This is a genomic window from Burkholderia vietnamiensis LMG 10929, from assembly GCF_000959445.1.
Lineage (GTDB): Bacteria > Pseudomonadota > Gammaproteobacteria > Burkholderiales > Burkholderiaceae > Burkholderia > Burkholderia vietnamiensis.
Genome location: NZ_CP009630.1, coordinates 1229175 through 1250990, shown reverse-complemented (window position 1 = coordinate 1250990; position 21816 = coordinate 1229175). Strand labels below are relative to the sequence as shown.

Sequence of the window (21816 nt, the reverse complement as noted above, 5' to 3'; positions counted from 1 at the left end):
GTCGCGGATCGGCCGCGGCGCGCCGCCCGGCGTGCGTCACGGCGCGTTGCCGAGTTCGATCAGCCGGTCGAGTGCGCGATAGATGTCGTCGAGGCCGTCCGCGCCGAACCGTGCTTCGAGCAGACGATACTGCTCGTCGATGCGCGGCCCGATTTCCGATACCAGCTTCCTGCTTTGCGGCGTCAGGCTCACCAGCAGCCGGCGCTGATCCTCCTGCGCGCGCGTGCGCGTGATCAGGCCGTCGCGCTCCATCCGCTCCAGCACGCCGGTCAGGCTCGGACTCAGGATGCAGCAGCGCCGCGCTATCTGTCCCGCCTCGAGCGCGTGCGCCGGTTCGCCGTCGAGCACGCGGACAATCCGCCATTGCTGTTCGGTCAGCGCGAATTCCTTGAGAATCGGGCGGAACATGCCCATCAGCGTCTCGCGTGCCTCGAGCAGCAGCATGGCCAGGTTGCGATGGTCTAGCGTACGGTTCATCGGCGTGGAGAGTGGGCGGGTACGCGGCAATCTTAACAGCGGCCGGAGATGAATTTCGCGTATCAGGGTAATCGAGGTTGTGAGCCGCTCATTGCGTACTTAAGATATTAATTATCGACGATGCGCCGCGACGCGCGGCAGGGGAACGACGCATGGAGCTGTCTTGCAGGACCGCCGGGGCGCCGCCGCTGCCGGTCGCGATCGGCACCGTGTACGGCGCGCTGCTGAACCAGCGCAGCGCGCTCGACGCGCTCGGCGACGCCGTCCATGCGCCGCCCTATGGCCGGCCGCCGCAAGCGCCGGTTCTGTACATCAAGCCGGCCAATACGCATGCGTGCGACGGTGCGGCGGTCGTCGTGCCGGCCGGCGTCGATGCGCTGGAAATCGGCGCGTCGGTGGCCGTCGTGTTCTCGCGGCGCGCGACGCGCGTGCCGGCCGCGCATGCGTTCGATTACCTGCACGGCTTCACGCTCGCGAGCGACGTGTCGATTCCGCATCCCGACTATTACCGGCCCGCGGTGCGCTTCAAGTGCCGCGACGGCTTTTGCCCGCTGGGCCCGGCGATCGTGCCGGCGCACGCGCTCGCGCTCGCCGATGCGGACGCGATCGCGCTGAGCGTGAAGATCGACGGTGCCACGGCCGCCGCCGCCTCGACCGCCACGCTGATTCGCCCGGTGCGCGAACTGATCGCCGACGTGACGGCCTTCATGTCGTTCGACGCGGGCGACGTGCTGCTGCTCGGCGTCGCCGGCGGCGCACCGCGTGCGCGCGCGGGCAGCGCGATCGAGATCGCCGCGGCCGGCCTCGGCACGTTGCGGCATACGCTGATCGCGGAGCCTGCGCAATGAAGACCGCACGCGTGATTTACAACGGCGCCGTGCATGCGGCCGAGCCGGCCGACGACGGCGCGATCCGGCTCGATACCGGCCGCGTGCTCGCCGAAGCAGCCGTGACGTGGCTGCCGCCCGTCGTGCCGCGCACGACCTTCGCACTCGGGCTCAATTATGCGGACCACGCGAAGGAACTCGCGTTCGACGCGCCGAGCGAGCCGCTGATCTTCCTGAAAGGACCGAACACGTTCATCGGCCATCGCGCGCACACGGTGCGCCCGACGGACGCGACGCACATGCACTACGAGTGCGAGCTGGCCGTCGTGATCGGCCGGCCCGCGCGCCGCGTGAGCCGCGCGCAGGCCATCGACTGCGTCGCCGGCTACACGGTGGCGAACGACTACGCGATCCGCGACTACCTCGAAAACTATTACCGCCCGAACCTGCGCGTGAAGAACCGCGACACCTGCACGCCGCTCGGGCCGTGGCTCGTGAGCCGCGACGAGATCGGCGATGCCGGCGACCTCACGCTGCGCACGACGGTCAACGGCGTGGAGACGCAGCGCGGCAGCACGCGCGACATGATCTTCGACGTGCCGGCGCTGATCGAGCACATCAGCGGCTTCATGACGCTGTCGCCGGGCGACCTGATTCTCACTGGCACGCCGCAAGGGCTCGCGGACACGCAGCCCGGCGACGAAGTGGTGACCGAAATCGAACGGATCGGCCGGCTGGTGAACACGATCGTCGGCGAAGCGGACTACTATCGCGCCGGCTGAGCCGGTCGCGCGAGGAGCACTGATGACCATCAAGCACTGGATCGACGGCCGCGAAGTCGCGAGCCGCGACACCTTCACGACGCTGAACCCGGCAACCGGCGACGTGATCGCCGACGTCGCGTCGGGCGGTGACGCCGAAGTCGATGCGGCGGTGCGCGCGGCGAAGGCGGCGTTTCCGAAGTGGGCGAACACGCCGGCCCGGGAGCGCGCGAAGCTGATGTGCAGGCTCGCTGAATTGATCGAGAAGCACGTGCCGATGCTCGCGGCGCTCGAGACGCAGGACACCGGCCTGCCGATCGCGCAGACGAGCAAGCAGCTGATTCCGCGCGCGGCCGAGAACTTCAACTTCTTCGCGCAGGTGTGCGTGCAGATGAACGGCCGCACGTATCCGGTCGACGATCAGATGCTCAACTACACGCTGTACCAGCCGGTCGGCGTGTGCGCGCTGGTGTCGCCGTGGAACGTGCCGTTCATGACCGCGACGTGGAAGACGGCGCCATGTCTCGCGCTCGGCAACACCGCCGTGCTGAAGATGTCGGAGCTGTCGCCGCTGACCGCCGACCAGCTCGGGCGTCTCGCGCTCGAAGCCGGCATTCCGCCGGGCGTGCTGAACGTCGTGCACGGCTACGGCGCGACCGCCGGAGACGCATTGGTGCGCCATCCGGACGTGCGCGCGGTGTCGTTCACCGGCGGCACGGTCACCGGCAAGCGCATCATGGAGCGCGCGGGCCTGAAGAAGTATTCGATGGAGCTCGGCGGCAAGTCGCCGGTGCTGATCTTCGACGATGCCGATTTCGACCGCGCGCTCGACGCGTCGCTGTTCACGATCTTCTCGATCAACGGCGAGCGCTGCACGGCCGGCTCGCGCATCTTCGTGCAGCGCACGATCTACGACCGCTTCGTGCAGGCGTTCGCGCAGCGTGCGAACCGGCTGGTGGTGGGCGACCCGGCCGATCCGGCGACGCAGCTCGGCGCGATGATCACGCGCCAGCACTGGGAGAAGGTGACCGGCTATATCCGCCTCGGCGAGCAGGAGGGCGCGCGCGTCGTCGCGGGCGGCGCGCAAGCGCCGGCGGGCCTCGCCGCCCATCTGCGCAACGGCAACTTCGTGCGGCCGACCGTGTTCGCCGACGTCGACAACCGGATGCGCATCGCGCAGGAGGAGATCTTCGGGCCGGTCGCGTGCCTGATTCCGTTCGACGACGAGGACGACGGGTTGCGGCTCGCCAACGAGACCAGCTACGGCCTGGCGTCCTACCTCTGGACCCAGGACGTCGGCAAGGTGCATCGGCTCGCGCGCGGGATCGAGGCCGGGATGGTGTTCGTCAACAGCCAGAACGTGCGCGACCTGCGCCAGCCGTTCGGCGGCGTGAAGGAGTCGGGCACCGGCCGCGAGGGCGGCGAGTACAGCTTCGAGGTGTTCGCCGAGATCAAGAACGTCTGCATCTCGATGGGCTCGCATCACATTCCGCGCTGGGGCGTGTGACCGGCCGCCGCGCGCCCCGGTTCGCCGCGCCAGAACAGGAGACTTCACGATGGGCAAACTGTCCCTCGCCGCGAAGGTCACGCACGTGCCGTCGATGTACCTGTCCGAGTTGCCGGGCCGGCATCACGGCTGTCGCGACGCGGCGATTCGCGGCCACCGGCTGATCGGCGAGCGCTGCCGCGCGCTCGGCGTCGACACGATCGTCGTGGCGGACGTGCACTGGCTCGTCAACGCCGGCTATCACGTGAACTGCAACGCGCGATTCGCCGGCACGTACACCAGCAACGAGTTGCCGCATTTCATCCGCGACATGCAGTACGCGTATCCGGGCAACCCGGCACTCGGCCGCCTGATCGCGCAGACGGCCAGCGCGCGCGGCATCGCGACGCGCGCGCACGAGATCGACAGCCTCGAGCTCGAATACGGAACGCTCGTGCCGATGCGCTACATGAACGCCGACCAGCACTTCAAGGTCGTGTCGATCGCCGGCTGGTGCATGTGGCACACGCTCGACGAGAGCCGGCGCTTCGGCGAGGCGCTGCTCGAAGCGATCGGCAACAGCGATTCGAACGTCGCGTTCCTCGCGAGCGGTTCGCTGTCGCATCGCTTCAACGACAACGGCAGCCCCGAGGAATCGATCCACACGATCAGCCGCGAATTCTTCCGGCAGGTCGATCTGCGCGTGATCGAGCTGTGGAAGCAGGGCGACTTCAGCACGTTCTGCGCGATGCTGCCCGAATACAACGTCCATTGTCACGGCGAAGGCGGCATGCACGACACGGCGATGCTGCTCGGCCTGCTCGGCTGGGACCGCTACGACCGGCCGGTCGAGATCGTCACCGACTACTTCGCGAGCTCGGGCACCGGGCAGATCAACGCGATCTTCCCGCTCGACTGAGCGCCGCATTTTCCATCAGGAGCATTGCCATGCCACACATCGTCGTCGAATACACCGCGAACATCCGCGACGACGCGCACGTTCCCGCGCTGCTGCGCACCATCAACGCGACGCTGATCGCGCAGGGCGGCGTGTTTCCGACGGGCGGCATCCGCTCGCGCGCGATCGAGCTGCACGACTACTGCGTCGCCGACGGCACGCACGACGACGCGTTCGTGCACGTGACGCTGAAGATCGCCGCGGGACGCAGCGACGCCACCAAAAAGGCCGCGTGCGATGCGCTGTTCGCGGCGATCACCGCGCACTTCGCGCCGTTGTACGCGACGCGCTACCTCGCGCTGTCTATGGAGCTGATCGAGTTCAGCGAAACCGGCTCGTACAAGCAAAACAACATCCACGCCCGCTATCAGCGGGCCGGTTGAACCCCGCTCCCGAACCGACCATGCTCGAACCCGCCCTCATCGACCAGCTCGCGCGGCGTTTGCACGACGCCGAGCGCGAGCGCAAGCAGATCCGCCAGATTTCGCTCGACCATCCGGACATCACGATCGACGACGCGTACGCGATCCAGCGCGCGTGGGTGGCGCTCAAGCTCGCCGAAGGCCGCACGCTGAAGGGCCACAAGATCGGCCTCACGTCGAAGGCGATGCAGAGCGCTTCGCAGATCGACGAGCCCGATTACGGCGCGCTGCTCGACGACATGTTCTTCGACGACGGCGGCACGATCCCGACCGGCCGCTTCATCGTGCCGCGCGTCGAGGTCGAGCTCGCGTTCGTGCTCGGCAAGCGGCTCGGCGGCCCGCGCTGCACGATCTTCGACGTGTACGACGCGGTCGATTACGTGGTGCCGGCGCTCGAGATCATCGACGCGCGCAGCCAGTCGATCGATCCCGCGACGCAGCGGCCGCGCAAGGTGTTCGACACGATCGCCGACAACGCCGCGAACGCGGGCGTCGTGATCGGCGGCCGGCCGGTGCGGCCGCACGACCTCGACCTGCGCTGGGTCGCGGCGATCATGTCGCGCAACGGCGCGGTCGAGGAGACGGGCGTCGCGGCCGGCGTGCTGAATCATCCGGCCAACGGCGTCGCGTGGCTCGCGAACCGGCTGGCGCGTTTCGACGTTGCGCTGGAGCCCGGCCAGATCGTGCTCGGCGGATCGTTTACGCGGCCCTGCGCGGCGCGGCCGGGCGACACGTTCAGCGTCGATTACGGCCCGCTCGGCACGATCCAGTGCCACTTCGCGTGACGGGAGGGCAGGCGATGCAGATGCCGTCGAATGGCTTCAAGGCCGCGCTCGCCCGCGGCGATGCGCAGATCGGGCTGTGGCTCGGCCTCGCGAATCCGTACAGCGCGGAAGTGGTCGCGGGCGCCGGTTTCGACTGGCTGCTGATCGACGGCGAACATGCGCCGAACACGGTGCCGACCATCCTCGCACAGTTGCAGGCGATCGCGCCGTATCCGTCGCATCCGGTCGTGCGCGTGCCGTCGAACGATCCGGTGATCGTCAAGCAGGTGCTCGATCTCGGCGCGCAGACGCTGCTCGTGCCGATGGTGCAGAGCGCCGACGAAGCGCGCGCGGCGGTGGCGGCGACGCGTTATCCGCCGCACGGGATGCGCGGCGTCGGCAGCGCGCTCGCCCGCGCGTCGCGCTGGAACCGGATCGGCGACTATCTGCAGCGGGCGAACGACGCGATGGCGGTGCTGGTGCAGGTCGAGACGCGCGCCGGGCTCGATGCGATCGACGCGATCGCGCGGGTGGACGGCGTCGACGGCGTATTCATCGGCCCGGCCGATCTGGCCGCCGATCTCGGGCATCTGGGCAATCCCGCGCATCCGGACGTGCAGGCGGCGATCGACGGCGCGCTCGCGGCGATCAAGCGTGCCGGCAAAGCGCCGGGCATTCTCAGCGCCGATGCGGCGGCTGCGCGGCGCTATCTGCGCGCGGGCGCGTCGTTCGTCGCGGTGGGCGTCGATACGACGCTGCTCGCGCGCAGCGCGGAACGGCTGGCCGCGCAGTTCAGGAACACGGGCGGCGACGCTTCGACGAACGGCGACGCAACGTATTGACGACGCGGGCGGTGGCGCGGTGAAGCGTCGAGCCGCCGCGCGCCGGCATTCGGGAACCCGCGCCGGATCGCGACGCCCGCGCGCTATGCAGCGCCGCGCACTGCGCTGCCCGCGACCGGATATTTTCCCGGCGTCGTGCCGGTCGCGCGGCGGAACATGTCGATGAAGGCGCTCACGTTGTCGTACCCGAGATCGAGCGCGATCGTCGTCACCGGCGCGCCGTCGGCGATTTTCTCGAGCGCGCGCAGCAGCCGCGCCTGCTGACGCCATTGCGCGAACGTGAGCCCCGTTTCGGCCACGAAGCGGCGGCTCATCGTCCGCGCGCCGATGCCGGCCCATTCGGCCCATTCCTCGAGGCGCCTGTTGTCCGCGAGATTGGCGGCCAGCGCGTCGGTAATGCGCGCGAGCCGCGGCTCCTGCGGCCGGATCAGGCCGAGCGATTCCGCCGGCGCCGCGGCGATCTCGTCGAGGATCACGTCGGCGATGCGCGTCTGCGCCGCGTCGAGCGCCGCGCCGTCCCAGCTCGCCGCACGCTGCACGGCCTCGCGCAACAGCGGCGTGGTGCGGATCGCACGCGGCGCGGCGGGCAGCGACGCGCATCGCGCGGGCGCGATGAACGCCGACCAGCCGGCGATCGGACCGAACGAGTGCAGCGAATGCCGGAAGTGCGGCGGAATCCACACCGCATGGATCGCGGGGACGACCCATTGCTGATCGTCGAGGCCGATCGACACCAGCCCGCTCAGCGTGCCGACGAGCTGGCCGCGCGCGTGCGCATGCGATGGCGTCACGCGCGGGTCGCGCTGCGTGAGCAGCGCGGCGGCGACGAACGGGCCGTCGTCGGACGCGATCAGATGAGCAGGAAGCAAGGGATCGGGCATGGCCGGATTTCAGTATCGAATGGCTTTTATACCGGAGATTGGCCGGCGCTGCACGCGTACATTGGGCGCATCGACAACCCAAGGGAGTGCTGCACGATGCGAGCCGAACAGGTCCTTCCCGACCATGCCGACCAGATCGACGCGTGCGGAACGACGATCCGCAAGGGCACGGTCGCGGCGTTTCTGATCAATGCGCGCGTGCTGGCCGACCCGCATGCGGAGCCGGCCGAGCGCGCGCGTGCGGAAGCGGACACGATCGCCGCGTTGCCGGCGTTGCGTGCGCTCGGCCTGTTCGACGTGCTGGAGGTGCGCGACGCCGCGCTGCGCACGTGGTTCGCCGCCCGATGACCGGCGCGCAACCTTGGCCGCCATCCCGATTCAAGGAGTGAACATGAAAGCTGCAGTCGTCACGGGCGCCGGCGAGCGTCCGGTGTATATGGAGTTCGACGCGCCGCGCGCGCTGCCCGGCCATCGGCTGGTGGACGTGGCGGCATCTGCGCTGAGCCGCCTCGCGCAGGGGCGGGCGGCGGGCACGCATTATTCGTCGAGCGGTCGCTATCCGTTCGTCGTCGGCGTCGATGGCGTCGGACGCACGGACGACGGCCGGCGCGTGTACTTCTTCGGCGCGCCCGCTCCGTTCGGCGCGATGGCCGAACGCACGATCGTGCCCGACGACCGCTGGGTGCCGCTGCCGGACGATCTCGACGACGTCTCGGCGGCGGCGCTCGCGATCCCCGGCATGTCGTCGTGGGCCGCGCTGACCGAACGCGCGCGGCTTGCCGCCGGCGAGACGGTGCTCGTGAACGGCGCGACCGGCACCTCGGGCCGGCTCGCCGTGCGGATCGCGAAGTATCTGGGCGCCGCGAAGGTGATCGCGACCGGGCGCGATTCGGCTGCGCTCGATGCGCTGCTGGACGCCGGCGCGGATGCGGTCGTGTCGTTGCGGCAGGACGACGCCGAGCTGGTGCGCGCGCTGGAGCCGCATTTTCGCGCCGGCGTGGACGTCGTGCTCGACTATCTGTGGGGCGGCAGCGCCCGCGCGGGGCTCGTCGCCGCGGCGAATGCGACGGACGAAGGGCGCCGGCTGCGTTTCGTGCAGATCGGCTCGATCGGCGGCGCCGACGTCTCGCTGCCGGGCGCCGTGCTGCGCGCGACGGCGATCGAGCTGATGGGCAGCGGCCTCGGCAGCGTGCCGATGCCGCGTCTGCTCGCGGCGATCCGCGGCGTGTTCGACGCGGCCGCGCCGGCGGCGCTGTCGATCGACACGCGCACCGTGCCGCTTGCCGCGGTCGGCGAGCATTGGGCCGATACGGACAGCCGGACGCGCACGGTGTTCGTGATGCGCGATCGATAAAGCGGGAGCACGGCGCGCATCGAACGCGTCCCGGCCGTCGAGTGCTCGCACCGGCATCGGCATCGACGCCGGCGCCCGCGGCGCGTCTCGCCCTCGAGCCGCGCCGCGGGCCGGATCCGCGTCAGAAGCGCTGCTGAATCCCCGCCGTCACGCCGACCTGCGTCGTCCCGTATCCGGAGACATCGCGCGACACGCCGACCTTCTCGCCATGCTGCGCGATCGCGAACGCGCCGGCCGCATACAGCACCGTGCGCTTCGACAGCGCGTAGTTCGCGCGCACCGACACCAGCGTCGGATCGGCGTCGCTGCCGCCCTTGATGTTCTGGTGATAGACGGCGGCGATCATCGAGAACGTCGGCGTGAACTGGTACGTGCCGCCGACCCACATCATGTCGCTCAACTGGTTCGCGGCGCGCGTATGGTAGGTGCGGCGGTAGTTGCGATAGCCGGCCATCGTTTTCAGGCTGCCGAAGTCGTAGCTGACGCCCGCGTGTATGCCCTGAACGTAGTTGACGGTATCGGTGGGCGCGACGCTGTCGGCCGCGCCGTTCTGCCGGTCGAACGTGACGACCGCCGCGAACGGGCCGGCCTCGTAGCCGAGCGCGAAGTCGTACTTCGAACTGGTCTTCACGCTGCCCGGCACGTTGCCGAAGCCGTACAGCGCGCCGAACCGGAAGCCGCCGAACTCGCCGTCGTAGCGCACGGCGTTCGACGCGCGCGTGAACAGCCCGTCCTTGCGCGCGCCCGTCGCCATCGACGACGTCGCCCACGAGTAGTTCTGCGCGTAGCCCATCGGGTCGAACGGCAGCATGTAGTCGTAGGTGACGGTGAAGTTGCGCCCGAGCGATACCTCGCCCCATTTGCCTTTCAGGCCGACGGTCGCGCGGCGCGCGAAGATCGCGTCGGGGCCGTCGTCCGACGCGCCGTTCGCGAGGTCGATCCCGCTTTCGAGGCGGAACACGGCCTTCAGCCCGCCGCCGAGATCCTCGATGCCTCGCAGGCCCCAGCGCGACGTGTTCTTGTTGCCCGACTTGAGCTTGAACGAATCGCCGCCGTCCGGCGCGGCGTGATTCGCGTATTCGATGCCGGCGTCCATGATCCCGTACAGCGTGACCGACGACTGCGCGTGCGCGGCGCCGGCCGCGACGCCGACCGCGAGGGCCGGCACGCTCACGCGGGCGGTGCGGGCGAAACGTTGAACGCATGACTTCATTGACGGTGTCTCCTGGTTCGTTATGGGTTCGGTGAAACGGATGCGCGGCGCGCAGCGGCACGCGGCGCACGCCGGGGAGCGCGCGTCGCATGCGGGTTGAAACGGGGTGGAGCGGGGTGGAACGGGTGGGGGATGCGGCGGCGCGCGGGCCGCCGCAGGCGGCTCAGCCCGCCTTCGCGAACGCCCAGCAGTCGTTGGCCGGGAATTCGATCCAGTGCGCGCCCGCCGCGCGCGGTGCGTGGCCGAACGCGCGCAGCCGCATGTCGCCGCGATGGAACAGGTATTCCCAGCGATCGCCGAGATACATCGACGTGACGAGATCGGCCTGCAGCCGGTTCGCGCCGGGGCCGTCGACGACCTGCACGCGTTCGAGCCGGATCACGGCCTGCGCGGGCTGGCCGGGCGCGAACGCGTCGCGCGCGAGCGCCTGCAGCTGCCAGCCGTCGCCGGCCAGCGTCACGCGCTCGCCGTCGACGGCCGCGACGCGCGCATCGATCCGGTTGTTGCTGCCCATGAATTCGGCCGTGTACAGCGAGCGCGGTGCGCCGTACAGCTCGGCCGGCGTGCCTTCCTGCTCGATGCGGCCGTTGCGCAGCAGCAGGATGCGGTCGGACATCGCCATCGCCTCGGTCTGGTCGTGCGTCACGCACAGCGCCGACAGGCCGAGCGACACGATCAGTTCGCGCAGCCACGCCCGCGCTTCCTCGCGCAGCTTCGCGTCGAGGTTCGACAGCGGCTCGTCGAGCAGGATCACCGGCGGGTTGTAGACGAGCGCGCGCGCGATCGCGACGCGCTGCTGCTGGCCGCCCGACAGTTGATGCGGGAAGCGTTCGGCCAGATGACCGAGGCCGAGCTGGTCGAGCGCGGCCTGCACGCGGCGCTTCTGTTCGGCAGCCGCCACGCGGCGCAGCTTGAGCCCGTAGCCGACGTTGTCGGCGACGGTGCGGTGCGGCCACAGCGCGTACGACTGGAACACGAGGCCGAGCGAGCGCTGTTCGACGGGCAGGTCGATGCGCTGTGCGCCGTCGAAGAATACGCGGCCGTCGAGCTGGATGCGCCCGCCGGACGGCTGTTCGAGGCCGGCCACCGCGCGCAGCAGCGTGGTCTTGCCGCTGCCCGACGCGCCGAGCAGGCACACGACTTCGCCGGCCTTCAGTTCGAACGACACGCCGTTGAGGATCGGGTTGGCGCCATAGCTGAGATGCAGGTCGTCGACGATGAGCTTATCCATGAAGTTTCACTCCGAAGCGCAGGGCCACGCCGAGTCCGGCGCCGACCATCGCGATGTTGATGACAGACAGTGCGGCGACCTGGTCGACGGCGCCGGTCGCCCACAGCGACACGAGCAGCGCGCCGATCACTTCGGTGCCGGGCGACAGCAGGTAGACGGCCGTCGAGTATTCGCGCTCGAAGATCATGAAGATCAGCAGCCACGCGGCGAGCAGCCCGAAGCGCACGAGCGGCAGCGTCACGTCGAGCGACACGCGGCTGCGCGTCGCGCCGACGCTGCGGCCGGCTTCCTCGAGTTCCGGGCCGACCTGCAGCAGCGCGCTCTGGATCAGCCGCATCCCGTACGCGAGCCACACGACGGTGTACGCGATCCAGATGCTCCACATCGAGTTCTTCAGCTCGCGCAGGCCCGGCACGAACAGGAAGATCCACAGGAACGCGAGGCCGGCGAGCAGGCCCGGCACCGCGCGCGGCAGCAGCACGAGGTAGTCGAGCAGCCGGGTCGCCCAGTCGCGGCGGCGATGACCCGCGAACGCGACCAGCGAGTAGAAGCCGACCGCGAGCGCGCCGCCGATCACGCCGATGCCGAGCGTGTTGACGATCGCGCGCACGAGGTTGTCCTGCTCGAACAGTTCGACGAAGTTCGCCAGCGTCAGCACGTCGGCGAGCGGCACGCCTTCGCCCCAGTTGGTCACGAACGCGCGCAGCACGATGCCGGAGATCGGCACGATGACGGTCAGCGCGAGCCACAGCGCGACGATCGCGAGCGCGACCCAGCGCCATGCGCCGAGCGGCAGCACGGTCGAGCGGCCGGCCTTGCCCTTGACGGTGACGAAGCGGTTCGCCGTCTTCAGCAGCCGGCGCTGCAGCAGCACCAGCGGAAACGTGATCGCGACGATGCACACCGCGACCGCGGCCATCAGGTGATACGACGGCACGCCGAGCTTGTTGGTCAGCTTGTACAGGTAGGTGGCGAGCACGAGGTGGCCTTCGGGGTCGCCGAGCACGAGCGGCAGCCCGAACACCTCGAAGCCGAGGAAGAACACCAGCACGCCGGCGAACAGCAGCGCGGGCATCGTCATCGGCAGGCTCACGTCGAGCGCGACGCGGAACGGACGTGCGCCCGTCACGCGTGCGGCTTCCTCGACGTCCGAGCCGAGATTGCGCAGCGCCGCCGACGAGTACAGGTACACGTGCGGCACGTGCGTGAGGCCGACGATCACCGTGATTGCGAGGATCGAGTACACGTTCCACGGCACGTCCTGCACGCCGAACAGCTGCCGGAACCAGACCGAGTAGAAACCGACCGGGCCGGCCGCGACGACGTAGCCGAACGCGAGCACCATCGGCGACACGAACACCGGCGTGAGCAGCAGCGGCTCGAGCCAGCGGCGGCCGGGCAGGTCGGTGCGCACCATCAGGAACGCGAGGATGCCGCCGAGCGGGATCGAGATGAACAGCATCCCGCCGGCGATGATGAACGAGTTCTTCACGGCCGACCAGAAATCGGGATCAGCGAAGATGAAGCGGAAGCCTTCGACGCCGAGCGTCTTGTTCGCGTCGAAGAACGGCGCGGTGAGCAGGCTCTGGAACAGGATGAAGCCGAGCGGCAGCGCGACCGCGATGGTCAGCACCGCGACGACGATCCAGCGCAGCATGCCGGCGAGCGGCTGCAGGCCGTTGGCCGGGAGCGCGGGGATCGCGTCGCCGGGGCCGGTGGTGCGCGCAACGGCCGGCGTCGTTGCCCGTGTGCTGGTTGAAAGCATGAGTACACCCCTGCGGCCATCCGGATGGCCGCCTACGGAAAGTCGGTAACGGGAAGCGGCCGGCCCGCGGCATTTTCGGCGGGCGGCCGGGGCTCGGCGGGTCAGCGCATCAGCGGATCAGCGCTTGATCGCCTGCTGCCATTGCTTCAGGAATGCGAGCCGCTTCGACTGGTCGAGATACACGAGCAGGCCGGTGCCGATCTGGATCGGCTTCAGCGAGTCGCCGAGCTCTTTCGTGAGGCTCGCGGCCGACGTTTCGCCGGCGACGTCCGTGCGGATCGCATACAGGTTCGCCTGGTTCGCGATCAGCGTCTGGCCGCGCTTCGACAGCAGATAGTCGACCCACAGCTTCGCGGCGTTCGGGTTCTTCGCCTTCTTCGAGATCGTCGCGAGGCGGCTCACGACCTGCGTGTAGTCCTTCGGAAACACGTAGCCGATCGACTTGTCCTTCTTCGCCTTCGCGTATGCATACGAGCCGATGATGTTGTAGCCGATCAGGTTCTCGCCGGACGAGATGCGCTCCATCATCGCGCCCGTGCTCGACTGCAGTTTCGGGCCGGTCGCGCCGATCGCCTTCACCAGCTCCCACGTGACCTTTTCGTTCACGTGCGCGTCCTGCGTCAGGTAGTTGAAGCCGACGCCGGATTTCTCGATGTCGTAGGTCGTGACCTTGCCCTTGAACTTGTCGGCCTGCGTCGTGAGCAGCCGGATCAGGTCGGCGCGCGTCTTCGGCACCTCGTTCTCGGGGATCAGGCGCTTGTTGTAGACGATCGCGAGCGGCTCGAATGTCGTGCCGTACGCCTGCTTCTGGTATTGCGCCCATTGCGGCACGTGCTGGCTTTCGGGCGAATCGTACGACGCCATCAGGCCGTCGTTGACGAGCTTCACCTGCAGGTCCATCGCGGAGCTCCACAGCACGTCGGCGCTCGTGCTGCTGGCGGCGTTCTCGCTGATGTAGCGGTTGTACAGCTCGGTGCTGTTCATATCGTTGTATTCGACCTTCACGCCGTACAGGCTTTCGAAGTCCTTGATCAGCGGGCGCACGAGGCCCGTGTCGGTGGTCGAGTAGACGATCAGCTTGCCTTCCTTCTTCGCGGCGTCCACGACGCCCTGATAGCTGCCCGGATATCCGGCGGGAACCTGTGCGACGGCGGTGCCCGCGACGAGTGCCAGCGCGGCGGCGAGCGGCTTCGGTGCAAACGGCATGTCTTCCTCCAGTGATGCGTGTGTGGTTCGAGTGACGCGGATGTTAAGTGCGCGGCACTTTCATCCTGCTTTCATTTTCTTGAGCAATCGCGTCCGGCGGGTCATGGATTTCCCGGAGACGATGGGGCGTCGGGCCCGGCTGCGCGGGCGCGCAACCGGTATTTGCGCGAAGCGTCGGCGTGGAAAGGATCATGTAATGTAGCGGCCTGTCGCTGACCTTACGGAATCCGAATGCGTGTGCTGCTCGTCGAAGACAACCCGAACCTCGCGCAGTCGCTGCACGACGCGCTGAGCGCCGCGCGCTTCGCGGTCGATCACATGGCGGACGGCGAAGCCGCCGATCACGTGCTGCGCACGCAGGACTACGCGCTGGTGATCCTCGATCTCGGGCTGCCGAAGCTCGACGGGCTCGAGGTGCTGCGCCGCTTGCGCGCGCGCCGCAATCCGGTGCCGGTGCTGATTCTCACGGCGCACGGTTCGGTCGAGGACCGCGTGAAGGGGCTCGATCTCGGCGCCGACGATTATCTGGCCAAGCCGTTCGAACTGACGGAGCTGGAGGCGCGCGCCCGCGCGCTGATCCGGCGCAGCCTCGGCCACGAGCACTCGCGGATCGAATGCGGGCCGCTCGCGTACGACAGCGTCGACCGCAGCTTCCAGCTCGCCGGCGCTGCGCTGTCGCTCACGCCGCGCGAACGCTCGGTGCTGGAGGTGCTGATCCTGCGCAACGGCCGCGCGATCAACAAGGAGACGCTGTCGGAGAAGATCTTCGGGCTCGACGAGTCGGTGAACGCGGATGCGATCGAGATCTACGTGTACCGGCTGCGGAAAAAGCTGGAGAACACCGGCGTCGCGATCGTCACGCTGCGCGGGCTCGGCTACCTGCTCGAAGCGAAGGCCGCCGCATGAGGCGCGCGCCGACGCATCCGCGGGCGGCGGCGTGACGATCCGCCCGAACCTGCGCACGCAGGTCGCGCTGTGGCTGCTGCTGCCGCTGCTCGGCCTGCTCGCGCTCGACTCGTGGCTCACCTACCAGCGCGCGATGAGCGCCGCGCACGTCGCGTTCGACCGCACGCTGTCGTCGTCGCTGAAGTCGATCCGGGAAGGCGTGCGGCTCAACGACGGCGAGATCGAGGTCGACCTGCCGTATCTCGCGCTCGAGATGTTCGAGTCCGGGGACGGCGGCAAGATCTACTACCTGATCCGCGACGATCGCGGCCGCACGATCACCGGCTACCCCGACCTGCCGCTGCCGCCGCGCGGCGGCGCGCTGTTCGTCACGCAGTACTACGACGTCGTGTATCGCGGCGAGCAGTTGCGGATGGCCGCGCTGCGCGTGCCCGTCCACGACGTGCCGAGCGCGCAGACGCGCATCGTGTGGGTGATGGTCGGCGAGACGATCGAGGCGCGCCAGGCGCTTGCGCGCGAGATCCTGACCGGCTCGCTGCTGCAGGAAGGGCTGCTGGTCGTGCTGGCGCTCGGGATCGTGTGGCTCGGCGTCGGGCGCGGGCTGCGACCGCTGAACCGGCTGTCGGCGACGGTCGCCGCGCGCAGCGACGGCGATCCGACGCCGCTCGACACGGCCGGCATGCCGAGCGAACTCGCGCCGCTGGTCGAGTCGATCAATCTGTACATCGCGCGCACGCAGCGGATGCAACTGGCGCGGCGGCGTTTCTTCGCGGATGCCGCCCATCAGCTGAAGACGCCGCTCGCCGCCGTGCAGGCGGGTGTCGAACTGGCGCTGCGGCCCGACGAGCAGCCGCGCGCGACTGCGCATCTGCGGCGCGCGAACGGCGCCGTGCGGCAGGCGGCGAAGATCGTCCAGCAATTGCTGTCGCTGTCGCGGCTCGATTCGGACAGCGGCCACGCGGTCGCGCATCAGCCGGTCGCGCTGCACCGGATCGCCCGCAGCGCGACGCTCGACTGGTCGCCGGTCGCGCGTGCGCGCGACATCGACCTCGGCTTCGAGCACGATGCCGACGTCGACGTACTCGGTCAGCCGGACCTGCTCGGCGAACTGATCGGCAACCTGATCGACAACGCGATCCGCTACGCGGGCGACCGCGCGGTGATCACCGTGCGCGTGTCGCGCGACGGCGCGCACGCGCGCCTCGACGTGATCGACGACGGGCCGGGCATTCCGGCCGGCGAGCGCGACGCGGTGTTCGAACGCTTTCATCGCGGCAGCACCACGCAGACGATCGAGGGCACCGGGCTCGGGCTGTCGATCGTGCGCGAGATCGCGCGCGTGCATCGAGGCAGCGTGACGCTCGCCGATGCGGACGGCGGGGGATTGATCGTGACGGTGTGGCTGCCGGTGTTGCCGGAGGCGGGGTAGGGACTGGTGGTGGAGGCCGAGCGGCTGAGGCGGCCGTTACGAACGAGCCTCGGAACCGGCGCGTCAGAAGGCGGCGCTACGAACGAACGTTGGCGCCGAGCAGCAGCAAAACCGACGCGCCGCGAGCGACGCGTCCACTTCCCCTCAGTCCCCGAACCCCAGCTGCGCGTCGAGCGCCTGCCCGACCTCGAGCCATGCGCCCGCGCCCGCGACGACGATCGCGTTGATGCCGAACGTCAGCGCGCCGTCGAAGTTCGGGTTCGCGCGATACGTCTGCATCGTGTCGGTCGGCTCGTGCGGCCATTGCGGGTTCGGCTCGCCGCTCGCCTGGTCGATCGTCGGGATCGGGCAGCGCGTGCACAGCTTCACGAGGCGCAGCCGCACGGGCGTCGCGCCGGCCGCGTCGAGATGCTCGACGAAGTCTTCCTCGTACGCATCGAGGTCCGACACGACGAGGTTCGGGCGGAAGCGGTTCATCGGAATCGCGGGCGCGCCTTTCGCGGCGAGCCGCGCGTTCAGGTCGTCGAGCGACGACTGGCCGATCACGAGCAGCGGATAGCCGTCGGCGAACTGCGTGTGGGTATCGACGTCGCCGGTCCATTTGCGGTTGCAGCCGCGGCGCGCGCCGTCGGCGAAGCGGGCGAGCTTCAACGGCGTACCGACGAATTGCGTGAGCCATGCGGCCGTCTCGGCGCCCGTGTCGATCGCGTCGACGATGTCGCGCCACACGGTCGCCGCCATCGCGGGCGTGGCGGGCGTCGCATCGCCGTCGAGCGGCGTGCGGATCTCGGGCATGCCCGGCGCGTTCAGCACCAGCGCGTCGTGCTCGAGCGCCGTGCGGATCAGCGCGAGCCGCGGATGCGTGCGCTGCGTGATCATCATCCCGTCGGGTGTGGTGATCAGCCAGTGGCGATCGTACGCGAGGCCCGTCTCCAGCAATTGCGCGCGCGGCAGCGCGATGCCGGCGCAGGATTTGATCGGGTAGACGAACAGTTCTGAAATGGCTGGCATGATGCTGGCTGGCAAACATGGGATGGGCGAATCGCGATTGTGCCAGATCGTGCGCCGGCCGTTTGGACGGTTGCTCGCGTGTTTGCCTGCGCCTGCCTGCCTGCCTGCGCGCGCGGCGCCGGCCGGTCACGCGAGCGGGAAGCCGCGGTCGAACGTCGCGCGCACGTCGAGCGGCTCGCGCAGCAGCCCGGCCTTCAGATAGAAATCGGCGGTGCGCTGCTGCTGCGCGATCACCGTCGCGTCGATCGGTTGCCAGCGCGTGTTGCGCCGCTCGAACTGCAGCTTTGCCGCCGCCGGCGGGATGCCGATGATGCGCGCGAGCGTCGCGGAATACGCGTCGACGTGCCGGTACGACCACGCCTGCGCACGCACCACGCGTTGCACGAAGTCGCGCAGCACGTCGCGCTTCGCCGCGATCGCGGCATCGGTGGCCGCGATGTAGCTGAGGCCCGACCACAGCCCGCGGCCGTTGACGAGCACGCGCGCGCGGCCGCTCGTTTCGGCGAGCGCGGTGTACGGTTCCCACGTCGCCCATGCGTCGATCGATCCGGTGGCGAGCGCAAGCATCGTGTCGGCCGGCGGCAGGAAGCGGAACGACACGGCGTCGGGCGGCAGGCCGGCCGCATCGAGCGCCTTCAGCGTGACGAAATGGCCGATCGAGCCGCGCGTGGTGCCGATGCGCTTGCCCTTCAGATCGGCCGCGTCTTTCAGCGCTGCGTCGGGCCGCACGAGCACCGCGGTGCCGTATGGGTCCGAGCGGTTCGCGCCGATCACCTTGAGGCGCGCGCCCGACGCGAGCGCGAAGATCACCGGTGCGTCGCCGATCGGCCCGCAGTCGACGGCCGCCGCGTTCAGCGCTTCGGCGAGCGGCGCGGCGGCCGGAAACTCGGTCCACGCGATGTCGTAGGCGACGCCGTTCAACTCGCCGGCCGCTTCGAGCAGCGCGCGCAGCCCGCCTTTCTGGTCGCCGGCGCGCAGCAGCGGCCGCGTGCCCGATTGCGCACGCAGTACGGCCGGCGCGGTGCTCAAGGTGGCGGCGAGTGCGCTGGCCTGCGCGAGGAAGTGGCGTCGGTTCGGATTCATCGTCGGGTCGGTTCGGTTCGGGCGGAGAAACGGTTCGGGGTGTCAATGCGGCAGCCCGGCCTGCACGTCCTGCACGGGCTCGCTGTCCACGCGCAGCAGCAGCGCGGTCAGCGGATCGGCGTTTGCGGCGGCGTCGGACGGGCGCGTGCTCGTCTGCGCGCGGCATAGCAGGTCGTCGGCGGACCAGCCGCCGCTGCCCGGCAACGCGCGGGCGCGTAGCCAGCCGCGCCGGTCGGCGAGCAGCTGCGTGCCGCCGAACGCATCGGGCGGCACGCCCGCGATCGTCGCGAACGCCTGCCATGCGCCGGCCGTCGTCGCGACGCAGTTCGCGCGTGCGCCGGCCGGCGCGTCCGGTGCGGCCGACATACGAGCGTCGTCCCCGGTCAAGATCAGCGTCTGCCAGCGCGGATCCTCGCGAGGCGGCGTGGCGCCCGCGGCGAGCGCGACGATCCGCACGCGCTGGCCATCGCGCCAGCGCGCGAGCGGCTGCGGCGCCGCATCGCCGCAGCGCACGTCGAGCGCCGGCAGCGGGACGGGCACGGGCCACGCGCCCTCGGCGCGCGCACCGCTGCCGGCCGACAGCGCTTTCAGGTAATCGAGCACGGCCCACGTGTCGGCCGGCCCGAGCGTCGCCGCAAAGCCCGGCATCGAGGTCGCGCCGTGCGCGTCGCGGGTGCCGTGGCGCACGCGCCAGTACAGTTCGCCGTCCAGCCGCCGCGCGAGCAGCGCGCCCGCGAAGGTCGGCGGCCAATGCGCGAGCGTCGCCGCGAGCGGTCCCTCGCCGCGGCCGTCCGCACCATGACAGGCCGCGCAATGCTGCCCATACAGGCGCGCGCCGTGCATCACGTTCGCGACGGAAAACGGTTCGGGATTGCGCTGGAAGCTGGTCGGCACGGCGGGCGCGAGCCACAGCGAAGCCGGCGGCCACGGCGCGAAGCAAGCGCCGGCGAGCCCGGCGATCGACGCGGCCGCACGGTACTTGCGGCTCGCGATCGCGACGCAGCCGAGCGCCGCGGCGAACACGGTCGCCGCGACGGCGAACGCAAGCTGCCGCGTGAGGCCGGCGTCGATGCGCAGCGTTTCGAGCGCGACCCGCTGCGCCCACGGCCACGCGGCCTGGCCGTCGGCGTCGCCGGTCAGGCCCAGCGCATGGAGCGTTTGCGCACACGCGAGCTGCGCGCGATACAGCAGTTGCAGGAACCGCAGCGCCCAATCGGCAAACGGCAGCGCGTTCATCCGCGCCGCGCGTGTCGAGGCAAAGCGCCGGTTCGGCGAGCGACGCCGTGCATCTACCAGCTCGCATCGAGTCCGAGATGCCGCAGCGCCTCGTGGCGCAGCTCGGCGAGCCGCGGATCGCCGCGATGGCGCGGATAGGGCAGGTCGACGCGCAGCTCCGCGACGATGCGCGCCGGCCGCGGCCCGAACACGATCACGCGCTGGGCGAGAAACAGCGCCTCCTCGACATCGTGCGTGACGAGCAGCGCCGAGAAGCCGTCGCGTTGCCACAGCGCGGTGAGCTCGGCCTGCATGGTCAGGCGCGTCAGCGAATCGAGCTTGCCGAGCGGCTCGTCGAGGATCAGCAGGCGCGGGTCATTGACGAGCGCGCGCGCCAGCGCGACGCGTTGCGCCATCCCGCCCGACAGCTGATGCGGAAACGCGTTCGAGAATTCCTGCAGCCCGACGCGCGCCAGCGCATCGTCGACGCGATGCTGGGCGCGGCGCGCGACGCCGCGCGCTTCGAGGCCGAGCGCGACGTTGGCGCGCACGCGACGCCACGGGTAGAGCGTCGGGTCCTGGAACACGACGATCCGCGACGGGTCGGGCTGCTCGATCGGCACGCCGTCCTGCGCGATCGTGCCTTGCCGCGCGGCATCGAGCCCGGCGACGAGCCGCAGCAGCGTCGATTTCCCGCAGCCGCTCGGCCCGAGCAGCGCGACGAACTCGCCGGCGGCGACCGACAGCGTGACGTCGTCGAGCACCGGCAGCGGCTCGCCGGGGCCGTCGAACGCATGACTGACGCGGCGGATGTCGATGCGCGCGCCGCGCGGCGGCGTGGCGTTTCCGGCGACGGGCGTGGTCGCGGCGAGCGGTTCCACAGCGGCGGCGCTTACCATTTGACGGTTCCTTTCTGCCAGGCGAGCACGCGGTCGCGCACGGCGAACAGCAGCGCGATCAGCCCGGAAAACAGCAGCGCCATCACGATCAGCGCCGCATACATGTTCACGTACGATGCCCAGCCCTGCGCCCAGCTCAGATACCAGCCGAGCCCCGACTTGACGCCCATCATCTCGGCCACGACGAGCACCGTGAACGATGCGCTGAGCCCCATGAAGATGCCGACGAACACGTGCGGGAGCGCGGCCGGAATCGCGACGCGCAACACCAGGAAGCGGGCGTTCGCGCCGAGCGTGCGGGCGACGTCGTAGTACTGCCGATTCACGCTCGCGACGCCCGACCACGTCAGCACCGCGACCGGGAAGCCGGTGGCCAGCGCGATCAGGAACGCGGCGGCCGAATAGCTGGTCGGGAAGAAGTAGAACGTGAGCGGCAGCAGCGCGGTGGCCGGCACCGGCCCGAGCACGCGCAGTACCGGATGCACCCAGTAGCCGATGCGGCGCGACCAGCCGATCGACACGCCGACCGCGAACCCGACCGCGACGCCGTACGCGAAGCCGAGCGACAGCAGCTTCAGCGTGTTGGCGGCGCTGCCGGCGAGGCGCGGCCAGTCGTCGACGTAGACCTCGATGAGCGCCTGCGGCGGCGCGAAGAACGGCGTCGGCAGCCAGGCGGTTTTCGCGGTCGCGACCTCCCACGCGGCGAGCACGAGCGGCAGCGCGACGAGCCACGGGCCGGCCGGCCGCACGCGGGCGAGCTGCGCGCGCGTGGCCGGCACGCGCTGGCCGAGCGTCGCGGCGAGCAGCAGCAGCGCGGCGATCGCCCATGCGGCGGCGCCGAACGCGTCGGTATACGCCCAGTCGCTGAAACCGGCGATGCGGTTGGGCCACAGCCGCGTCAGCGCGCCGAGCGCGCTCCACGCGAGCGCGGCGGCGACGCCGGTCGGCCAGTTGCGCGCGCGGCGCGCTTCGGCGGCGAGCGTCGCGTCGCAGGCCGTGCAGCCGGCCGCGGACGCGGCGGCCGCGGATGCGCCCGCGATGGACGCGCGGCGTGCGGCGGAGGCGGGTTCGATCGTCGACATCGGC

22 protein-coding genes are annotated in these 21816 nt (G+C 70.0%); 11 read left to right on the top strand and 11 right to left on the bottom strand.

All coding sequences use genetic code 11. The features are described from left to right. Nucleotides 1–36: 36 nt before the first annotated feature. Complete coding sequence (gene hpaR / locus AK36_RS05660; RefSeq protein ID WP_011882085.1) at nt 37–477, bottom strand: homoprotocatechuate degradation operon regulator HpaR; 441 nt, start codon at nt 475–477, stop codon at nt 37–39. Between the two features lie 152 nt (nt 478–629). On the opposite strand from hpaR, the gene AK36_RS05655 reads away from it, so the two are divergent. From AK36_RS05655 to hpaI, 7 genes are read left to right on the top strand one after another with little or no spacing between them, the layout of a single operon-like run. Next, on the top strand, nt 630–1325 hold the full coding sequence (locus tag AK36_RS05655; RefSeq protein ID WP_045578062.1) for a fumarylacetoacetate hydrolase family protein: 696 nt from the start codon (nt 630–632) through the stop codon (nt 1323–1325). After that, a complete protein-coding gene (locus AK36_RS05650) occupies nt 1322–2086 on the top strand; it encodes a fumarylacetoacetate hydrolase family protein (RefSeq protein WP_045578061.1) in 765 nt (254 codons plus the stop codon). The genes AK36_RS05655 and AK36_RS05650 overlap by 4 nt, the downstream gene beginning before the upstream one ends. 22 nt (nt 2087–2108) lie before the next feature. Then, the gene (gene hpaE / locus AK36_RS05645) at nt 2109–3572 is read left to right on the top strand and encodes a 5-carboxymethyl-2-hydroxymuconate semialdehyde dehydrogenase (RefSeq protein WP_045578060.1); all 1464 of its coding nucleotides are present in this window, start codon (nt 2109–2111) and stop codon (nt 3570–3572) included. 49 nt (nt 3573–3621) lie between these two features. Next, nucleotides 3622–4470, top strand: a complete 849-nt coding sequence (gene hpaD, locus AK36_RS05640; protein ID WP_011882089.1) for a 3,4-dihydroxyphenylacetate 2,3-dioxygenase — start codon at nt 3622–3624, stop codon at nt 4468–4470. A 29-nt stretch (nt 4471–4499) separates the two neighbouring features. Then, a complete protein-coding gene (locus tag AK36_RS05635) occupies nt 4500–4892 on the top strand; it encodes a 5-carboxymethyl-2-hydroxymuconate Delta-isomerase (RefSeq protein ID WP_014724986.1) in 393 nt (130 codons plus the stop codon). A 20-nt stretch (nt 4893–4912) separates the two neighbouring features. Next, entirely contained in the window at nt 4913–5716 is an 804-nt protein-coding gene (gene hpaH, locus AK36_RS05630) for a 2-oxo-hept-4-ene-1,7-dioate hydratase (protein WP_045578059.1), read from the top strand. Between the two features lie 14 nt (nt 5717–5730). Continuing rightward, a complete protein-coding gene (gene hpaI, locus AK36_RS05625) occupies nt 5731–6537 on the top strand; it encodes a 4-hydroxy-2-oxoheptanedioate aldolase (protein ID WP_011882092.1) in 807 nt (268 codons plus the stop codon). 83 nt (nt 6538–6620) lie between these two features. Here hpaI and AK36_RS05620 read toward each other — a convergent pair whose 3' ends face one another. Continuing rightward, nucleotides 6621–7418: an AraC family transcriptional regulator gene (locus tag AK36_RS05620; protein WP_011882093.1), complete on the bottom strand. Its 798-nt coding sequence runs from the start codon at nt 7416–7418 to the stop codon at nt 6621–6623. A 96-nt stretch (nt 7419–7514) separates the two neighbouring features. On the opposite strand from AK36_RS05620, the gene AK36_RS05615 reads away from it, so the two are divergent. After that, complete coding sequence (locus tag AK36_RS05615; RefSeq protein WP_011882094.1) at nt 7515–7766, top strand: hypothetical protein; 252 nt, start codon at nt 7515–7517, stop codon at nt 7764–7766. Nucleotides 7767–7809: 43 nt separating this feature from the next. Then, nucleotides 7810–8772, top strand: a complete 963-nt coding sequence (locus tag AK36_RS05610; protein ID WP_034193490.1) for a quinone oxidoreductase family protein — start codon at nt 7810–7812, stop codon at nt 8770–8772. 121 nt (nt 8773–8893) lie between these two features. On the opposite strand, the gene AK36_RS05605 is transcribed toward AK36_RS05610, so the two are convergent. The 4 genes from AK36_RS05605 to AK36_RS05590 all read right to left on the bottom strand — a co-directional run bounded on the left by AK36_RS05605 (nt 8894) and on the right by AK36_RS05590 (nt 14187). Beyond that, entirely contained in the window at nt 8894–9985 is a 1092-nt protein-coding gene (locus AK36_RS05605; protein WP_045578058.1) for a porin, read from the bottom strand. Between the two features lie 163 nt (nt 9986–10148). Further along, the gene (locus AK36_RS05600; RefSeq protein ID WP_045578057.1) at nt 10149–11216 is read right to left on the bottom strand and encodes an ABC transporter ATP-binding protein; all 1068 of its coding nucleotides are present in this window, start codon (nt 11214–11216) and stop codon (nt 10149–10151) included. After that, the gene (locus tag AK36_RS05595; protein WP_045578056.1) at nt 11209–12981 is read right to left on the bottom strand and encodes an ABC transporter permease; all 1773 of its coding nucleotides are present in this window, start codon (nt 12979–12981) and stop codon (nt 11209–11211) included. The genes AK36_RS05600 and AK36_RS05595 overlap by 8 nt, the downstream gene beginning before the upstream one ends. A gap of 117 nt (nt 12982–13098) precedes the next feature. Continuing rightward, the gene (locus AK36_RS05590) at nt 13099–14187 is read right to left on the bottom strand and encodes an ABC transporter substrate-binding protein (protein ID WP_011882099.1); all 1089 of its coding nucleotides are present in this window, start codon (nt 14185–14187) and stop codon (nt 13099–13101) included. Between the two features lie 231 nt (nt 14188–14418). On the opposite strand from AK36_RS05590, the gene AK36_RS05585 reads away from it, so the two are divergent. Both AK36_RS05585 and AK36_RS05580 read left to right on the top strand, forming a co-directional pair. Continuing rightward, complete coding sequence (locus AK36_RS05585; protein WP_011882100.1) at nt 14419–15093, top strand: response regulator; 675 nt, start codon at nt 14419–14421, stop codon at nt 15091–15093. 31 nt (nt 15094–15124) lie between these two features. Then, complete coding sequence (locus tag AK36_RS05580; RefSeq protein WP_011882101.1) at nt 15125–16522, top strand: sensor histidine kinase; 1398 nt, start codon at nt 15125–15127, stop codon at nt 16520–16522. Between the two features lie 144 nt (nt 16523–16666). Here the strand turns inward: AK36_RS05580 and AK36_RS05575 are convergent, their stop codons facing one another. The 5 genes from AK36_RS05575 to AK36_RS05555 form a co-directional block, all read right to left on the bottom strand. Further along, a complete protein-coding gene (locus AK36_RS05575; protein WP_045578055.1) occupies nt 16667–17533 on the bottom strand; it encodes an MOSC domain-containing protein in 867 nt (288 codons plus the stop codon). Between the two features lie 126 nt (nt 17534–17659). After that, entirely contained in the window at nt 17660–18616 is a 957-nt protein-coding gene (locus tag AK36_RS05570; RefSeq protein ID WP_045578054.1) for an ABC transporter substrate-binding protein, read from the bottom strand. 42 nt (nt 18617–18658) lie between these two features. Continuing rightward, the gene (locus AK36_RS05565) at nt 18659–19852 is read right to left on the bottom strand and encodes a c-type cytochrome (RefSeq protein WP_045578053.1); all 1194 of its coding nucleotides are present in this window, start codon (nt 19850–19852) and stop codon (nt 18659–18661) included. A gap of 53 nt (nt 19853–19905) precedes the next feature. Further along, nucleotides 19906–20730 (bottom strand): ABC transporter ATP-binding protein, encoded by an 825-nt coding sequence (locus AK36_RS05560; RefSeq protein WP_045578052.1) that lies wholly within the window; start codon nt 20728–20730, stop codon nt 19906–19908. Beyond that, nucleotides 20724–21812, bottom strand: coding sequence for an ABC transporter permease (locus AK36_RS05555; protein WP_014724973.1), 1089 nt, complete (start codon nt 21810–21812; stop codon nt 20724–20726). The genes AK36_RS05560 and AK36_RS05555 overlap by 7 nt, the downstream gene beginning before the upstream one ends. Between the last annotated feature and the right edge of the window lie 4 nt (nt 21813–21816).

What these genes read in the sequence shown, in the direction of transcription:
- AK36_RS05575 (WP_045578055.1), bottom strand. Translation starts at nt 17,533, where the DNA reads ATGCCAGCCATTTCAGAACTGTTCGTCTACCCGATCAAATCCTGCGCC.
- AK36_RS05605 (WP_045578058.1), bottom strand. Translation starts at nt 9,985, where the DNA reads ATGAAGTCATGCGTTCAACGTTTCGCCCGCACCGCCCGCGTGAGCGTG.
- hpaD (WP_011882089.1), top strand. Translation starts at nt 3,622, where the DNA reads ATGGGCAAACTGTCCCTCGCCGCGAAGGTCACGCACGTGCCGTCGATG.
- AK36_RS05635 (WP_014724986.1), top strand. Translation starts at nt 4,500, where the DNA reads ATGCCACACATCGTCGTCGAATACACCGCGAACATCCGCGACGACGCG.
- AK36_RS05570 (WP_045578054.1), bottom strand. Translation starts at nt 18,616, where the DNA reads ATGAATCCGAACCGACGCCACTTCCTCGCGCAGGCCAGCGCACTCGCC.
- AK36_RS05615 (WP_011882094.1), top strand. Translation starts at nt 7,515, where the DNA reads ATGCGAGCCGAACAGGTCCTTCCCGACCATGCCGACCAGATCGACGCG.
- AK36_RS05585 (WP_011882100.1), top strand. Translation starts at nt 14,419, where the DNA reads ATGCGTGTGCTGCTCGTCGAAGACAACCCGAACCTCGCGCAGTCGCTG.
- AK36_RS05620 (WP_011882093.1), bottom strand. Translation starts at nt 7,418, where the DNA reads ATGCCCGATCCCTTGCTTCCTGCTCATCTGATCGCGTCCGACGACGGC.
- hpaI (WP_011882092.1), top strand. Translation starts at nt 5,731, where the DNA reads ATGCAGATGCCGTCGAATGGCTTCAAGGCCGCGCTCGCCCGCGGCGAT.
- AK36_RS05565 (WP_045578053.1), bottom strand. Translation starts at nt 19,852, where the DNA reads ATGAACGCGCTGCCGTTTGCCGATTGGGCGCTGCGGTTCCTGCAACTG.
- AK36_RS05555 (WP_014724973.1), bottom strand. Translation starts at nt 21,812, where the DNA reads ATGTCGACGATCGAACCCGCCTCCGCCGCACGCCGCGCGTCCATCGCG.
- AK36_RS05655 (WP_045578062.1), top strand. Translation starts at nt 630, where the DNA reads ATGGAGCTGTCTTGCAGGACCGCCGGGGCGCCGCCGCTGCCGGTCGCG.
- hpaR (WP_011882085.1), bottom strand. Translation starts at nt 477, where the DNA reads ATGAACCGTACGCTAGACCATCGCAACCTGGCCATGCTGCTGCTCGAG.
- AK36_RS05600 (WP_045578057.1), bottom strand. Translation starts at nt 11,216, where the DNA reads ATGGATAAGCTCATCGTCGACGACCTGCATCTCAGCTATGGCGCCAAC.
- hpaE (WP_045578060.1), top strand. Translation starts at nt 2,109, where the DNA reads ATGACCATCAAGCACTGGATCGACGGCCGCGAAGTCGCGAGCCGCGAC.
- hpaH (WP_045578059.1), top strand. Translation starts at nt 4,913, where the DNA reads ATGCTCGAACCCGCCCTCATCGACCAGCTCGCGCGGCGTTTGCACGAC.
- AK36_RS05590 (WP_011882099.1), bottom strand. Translation starts at nt 14,187, where the DNA reads ATGCCGTTTGCACCGAAGCCGCTCGCCGCCGCGCTGGCACTCGTCGCG.
- AK36_RS05610 (WP_034193490.1), top strand. Translation starts at nt 7,810, where the DNA reads ATGAAAGCTGCAGTCGTCACGGGCGCCGGCGAGCGTCCGGTGTATATG.
- AK36_RS05560 (WP_045578052.1), bottom strand. Translation starts at nt 20,730, where the DNA reads ATGGTAAGCGCCGCCGCTGTGGAACCGCTCGCCGCGACCACGCCCGTC.
- AK36_RS05595 (WP_045578056.1), bottom strand. Translation starts at nt 12,981, where the DNA reads ATGCTTTCAACCAGCACACGGGCAACGACGCCGGCCGTTGCGCGCACC.
- AK36_RS05650 (WP_045578061.1), top strand. Translation starts at nt 1,322, where the DNA reads ATGAAGACCGCACGCGTGATTTACAACGGCGCCGTGCATGCGGCCGAG.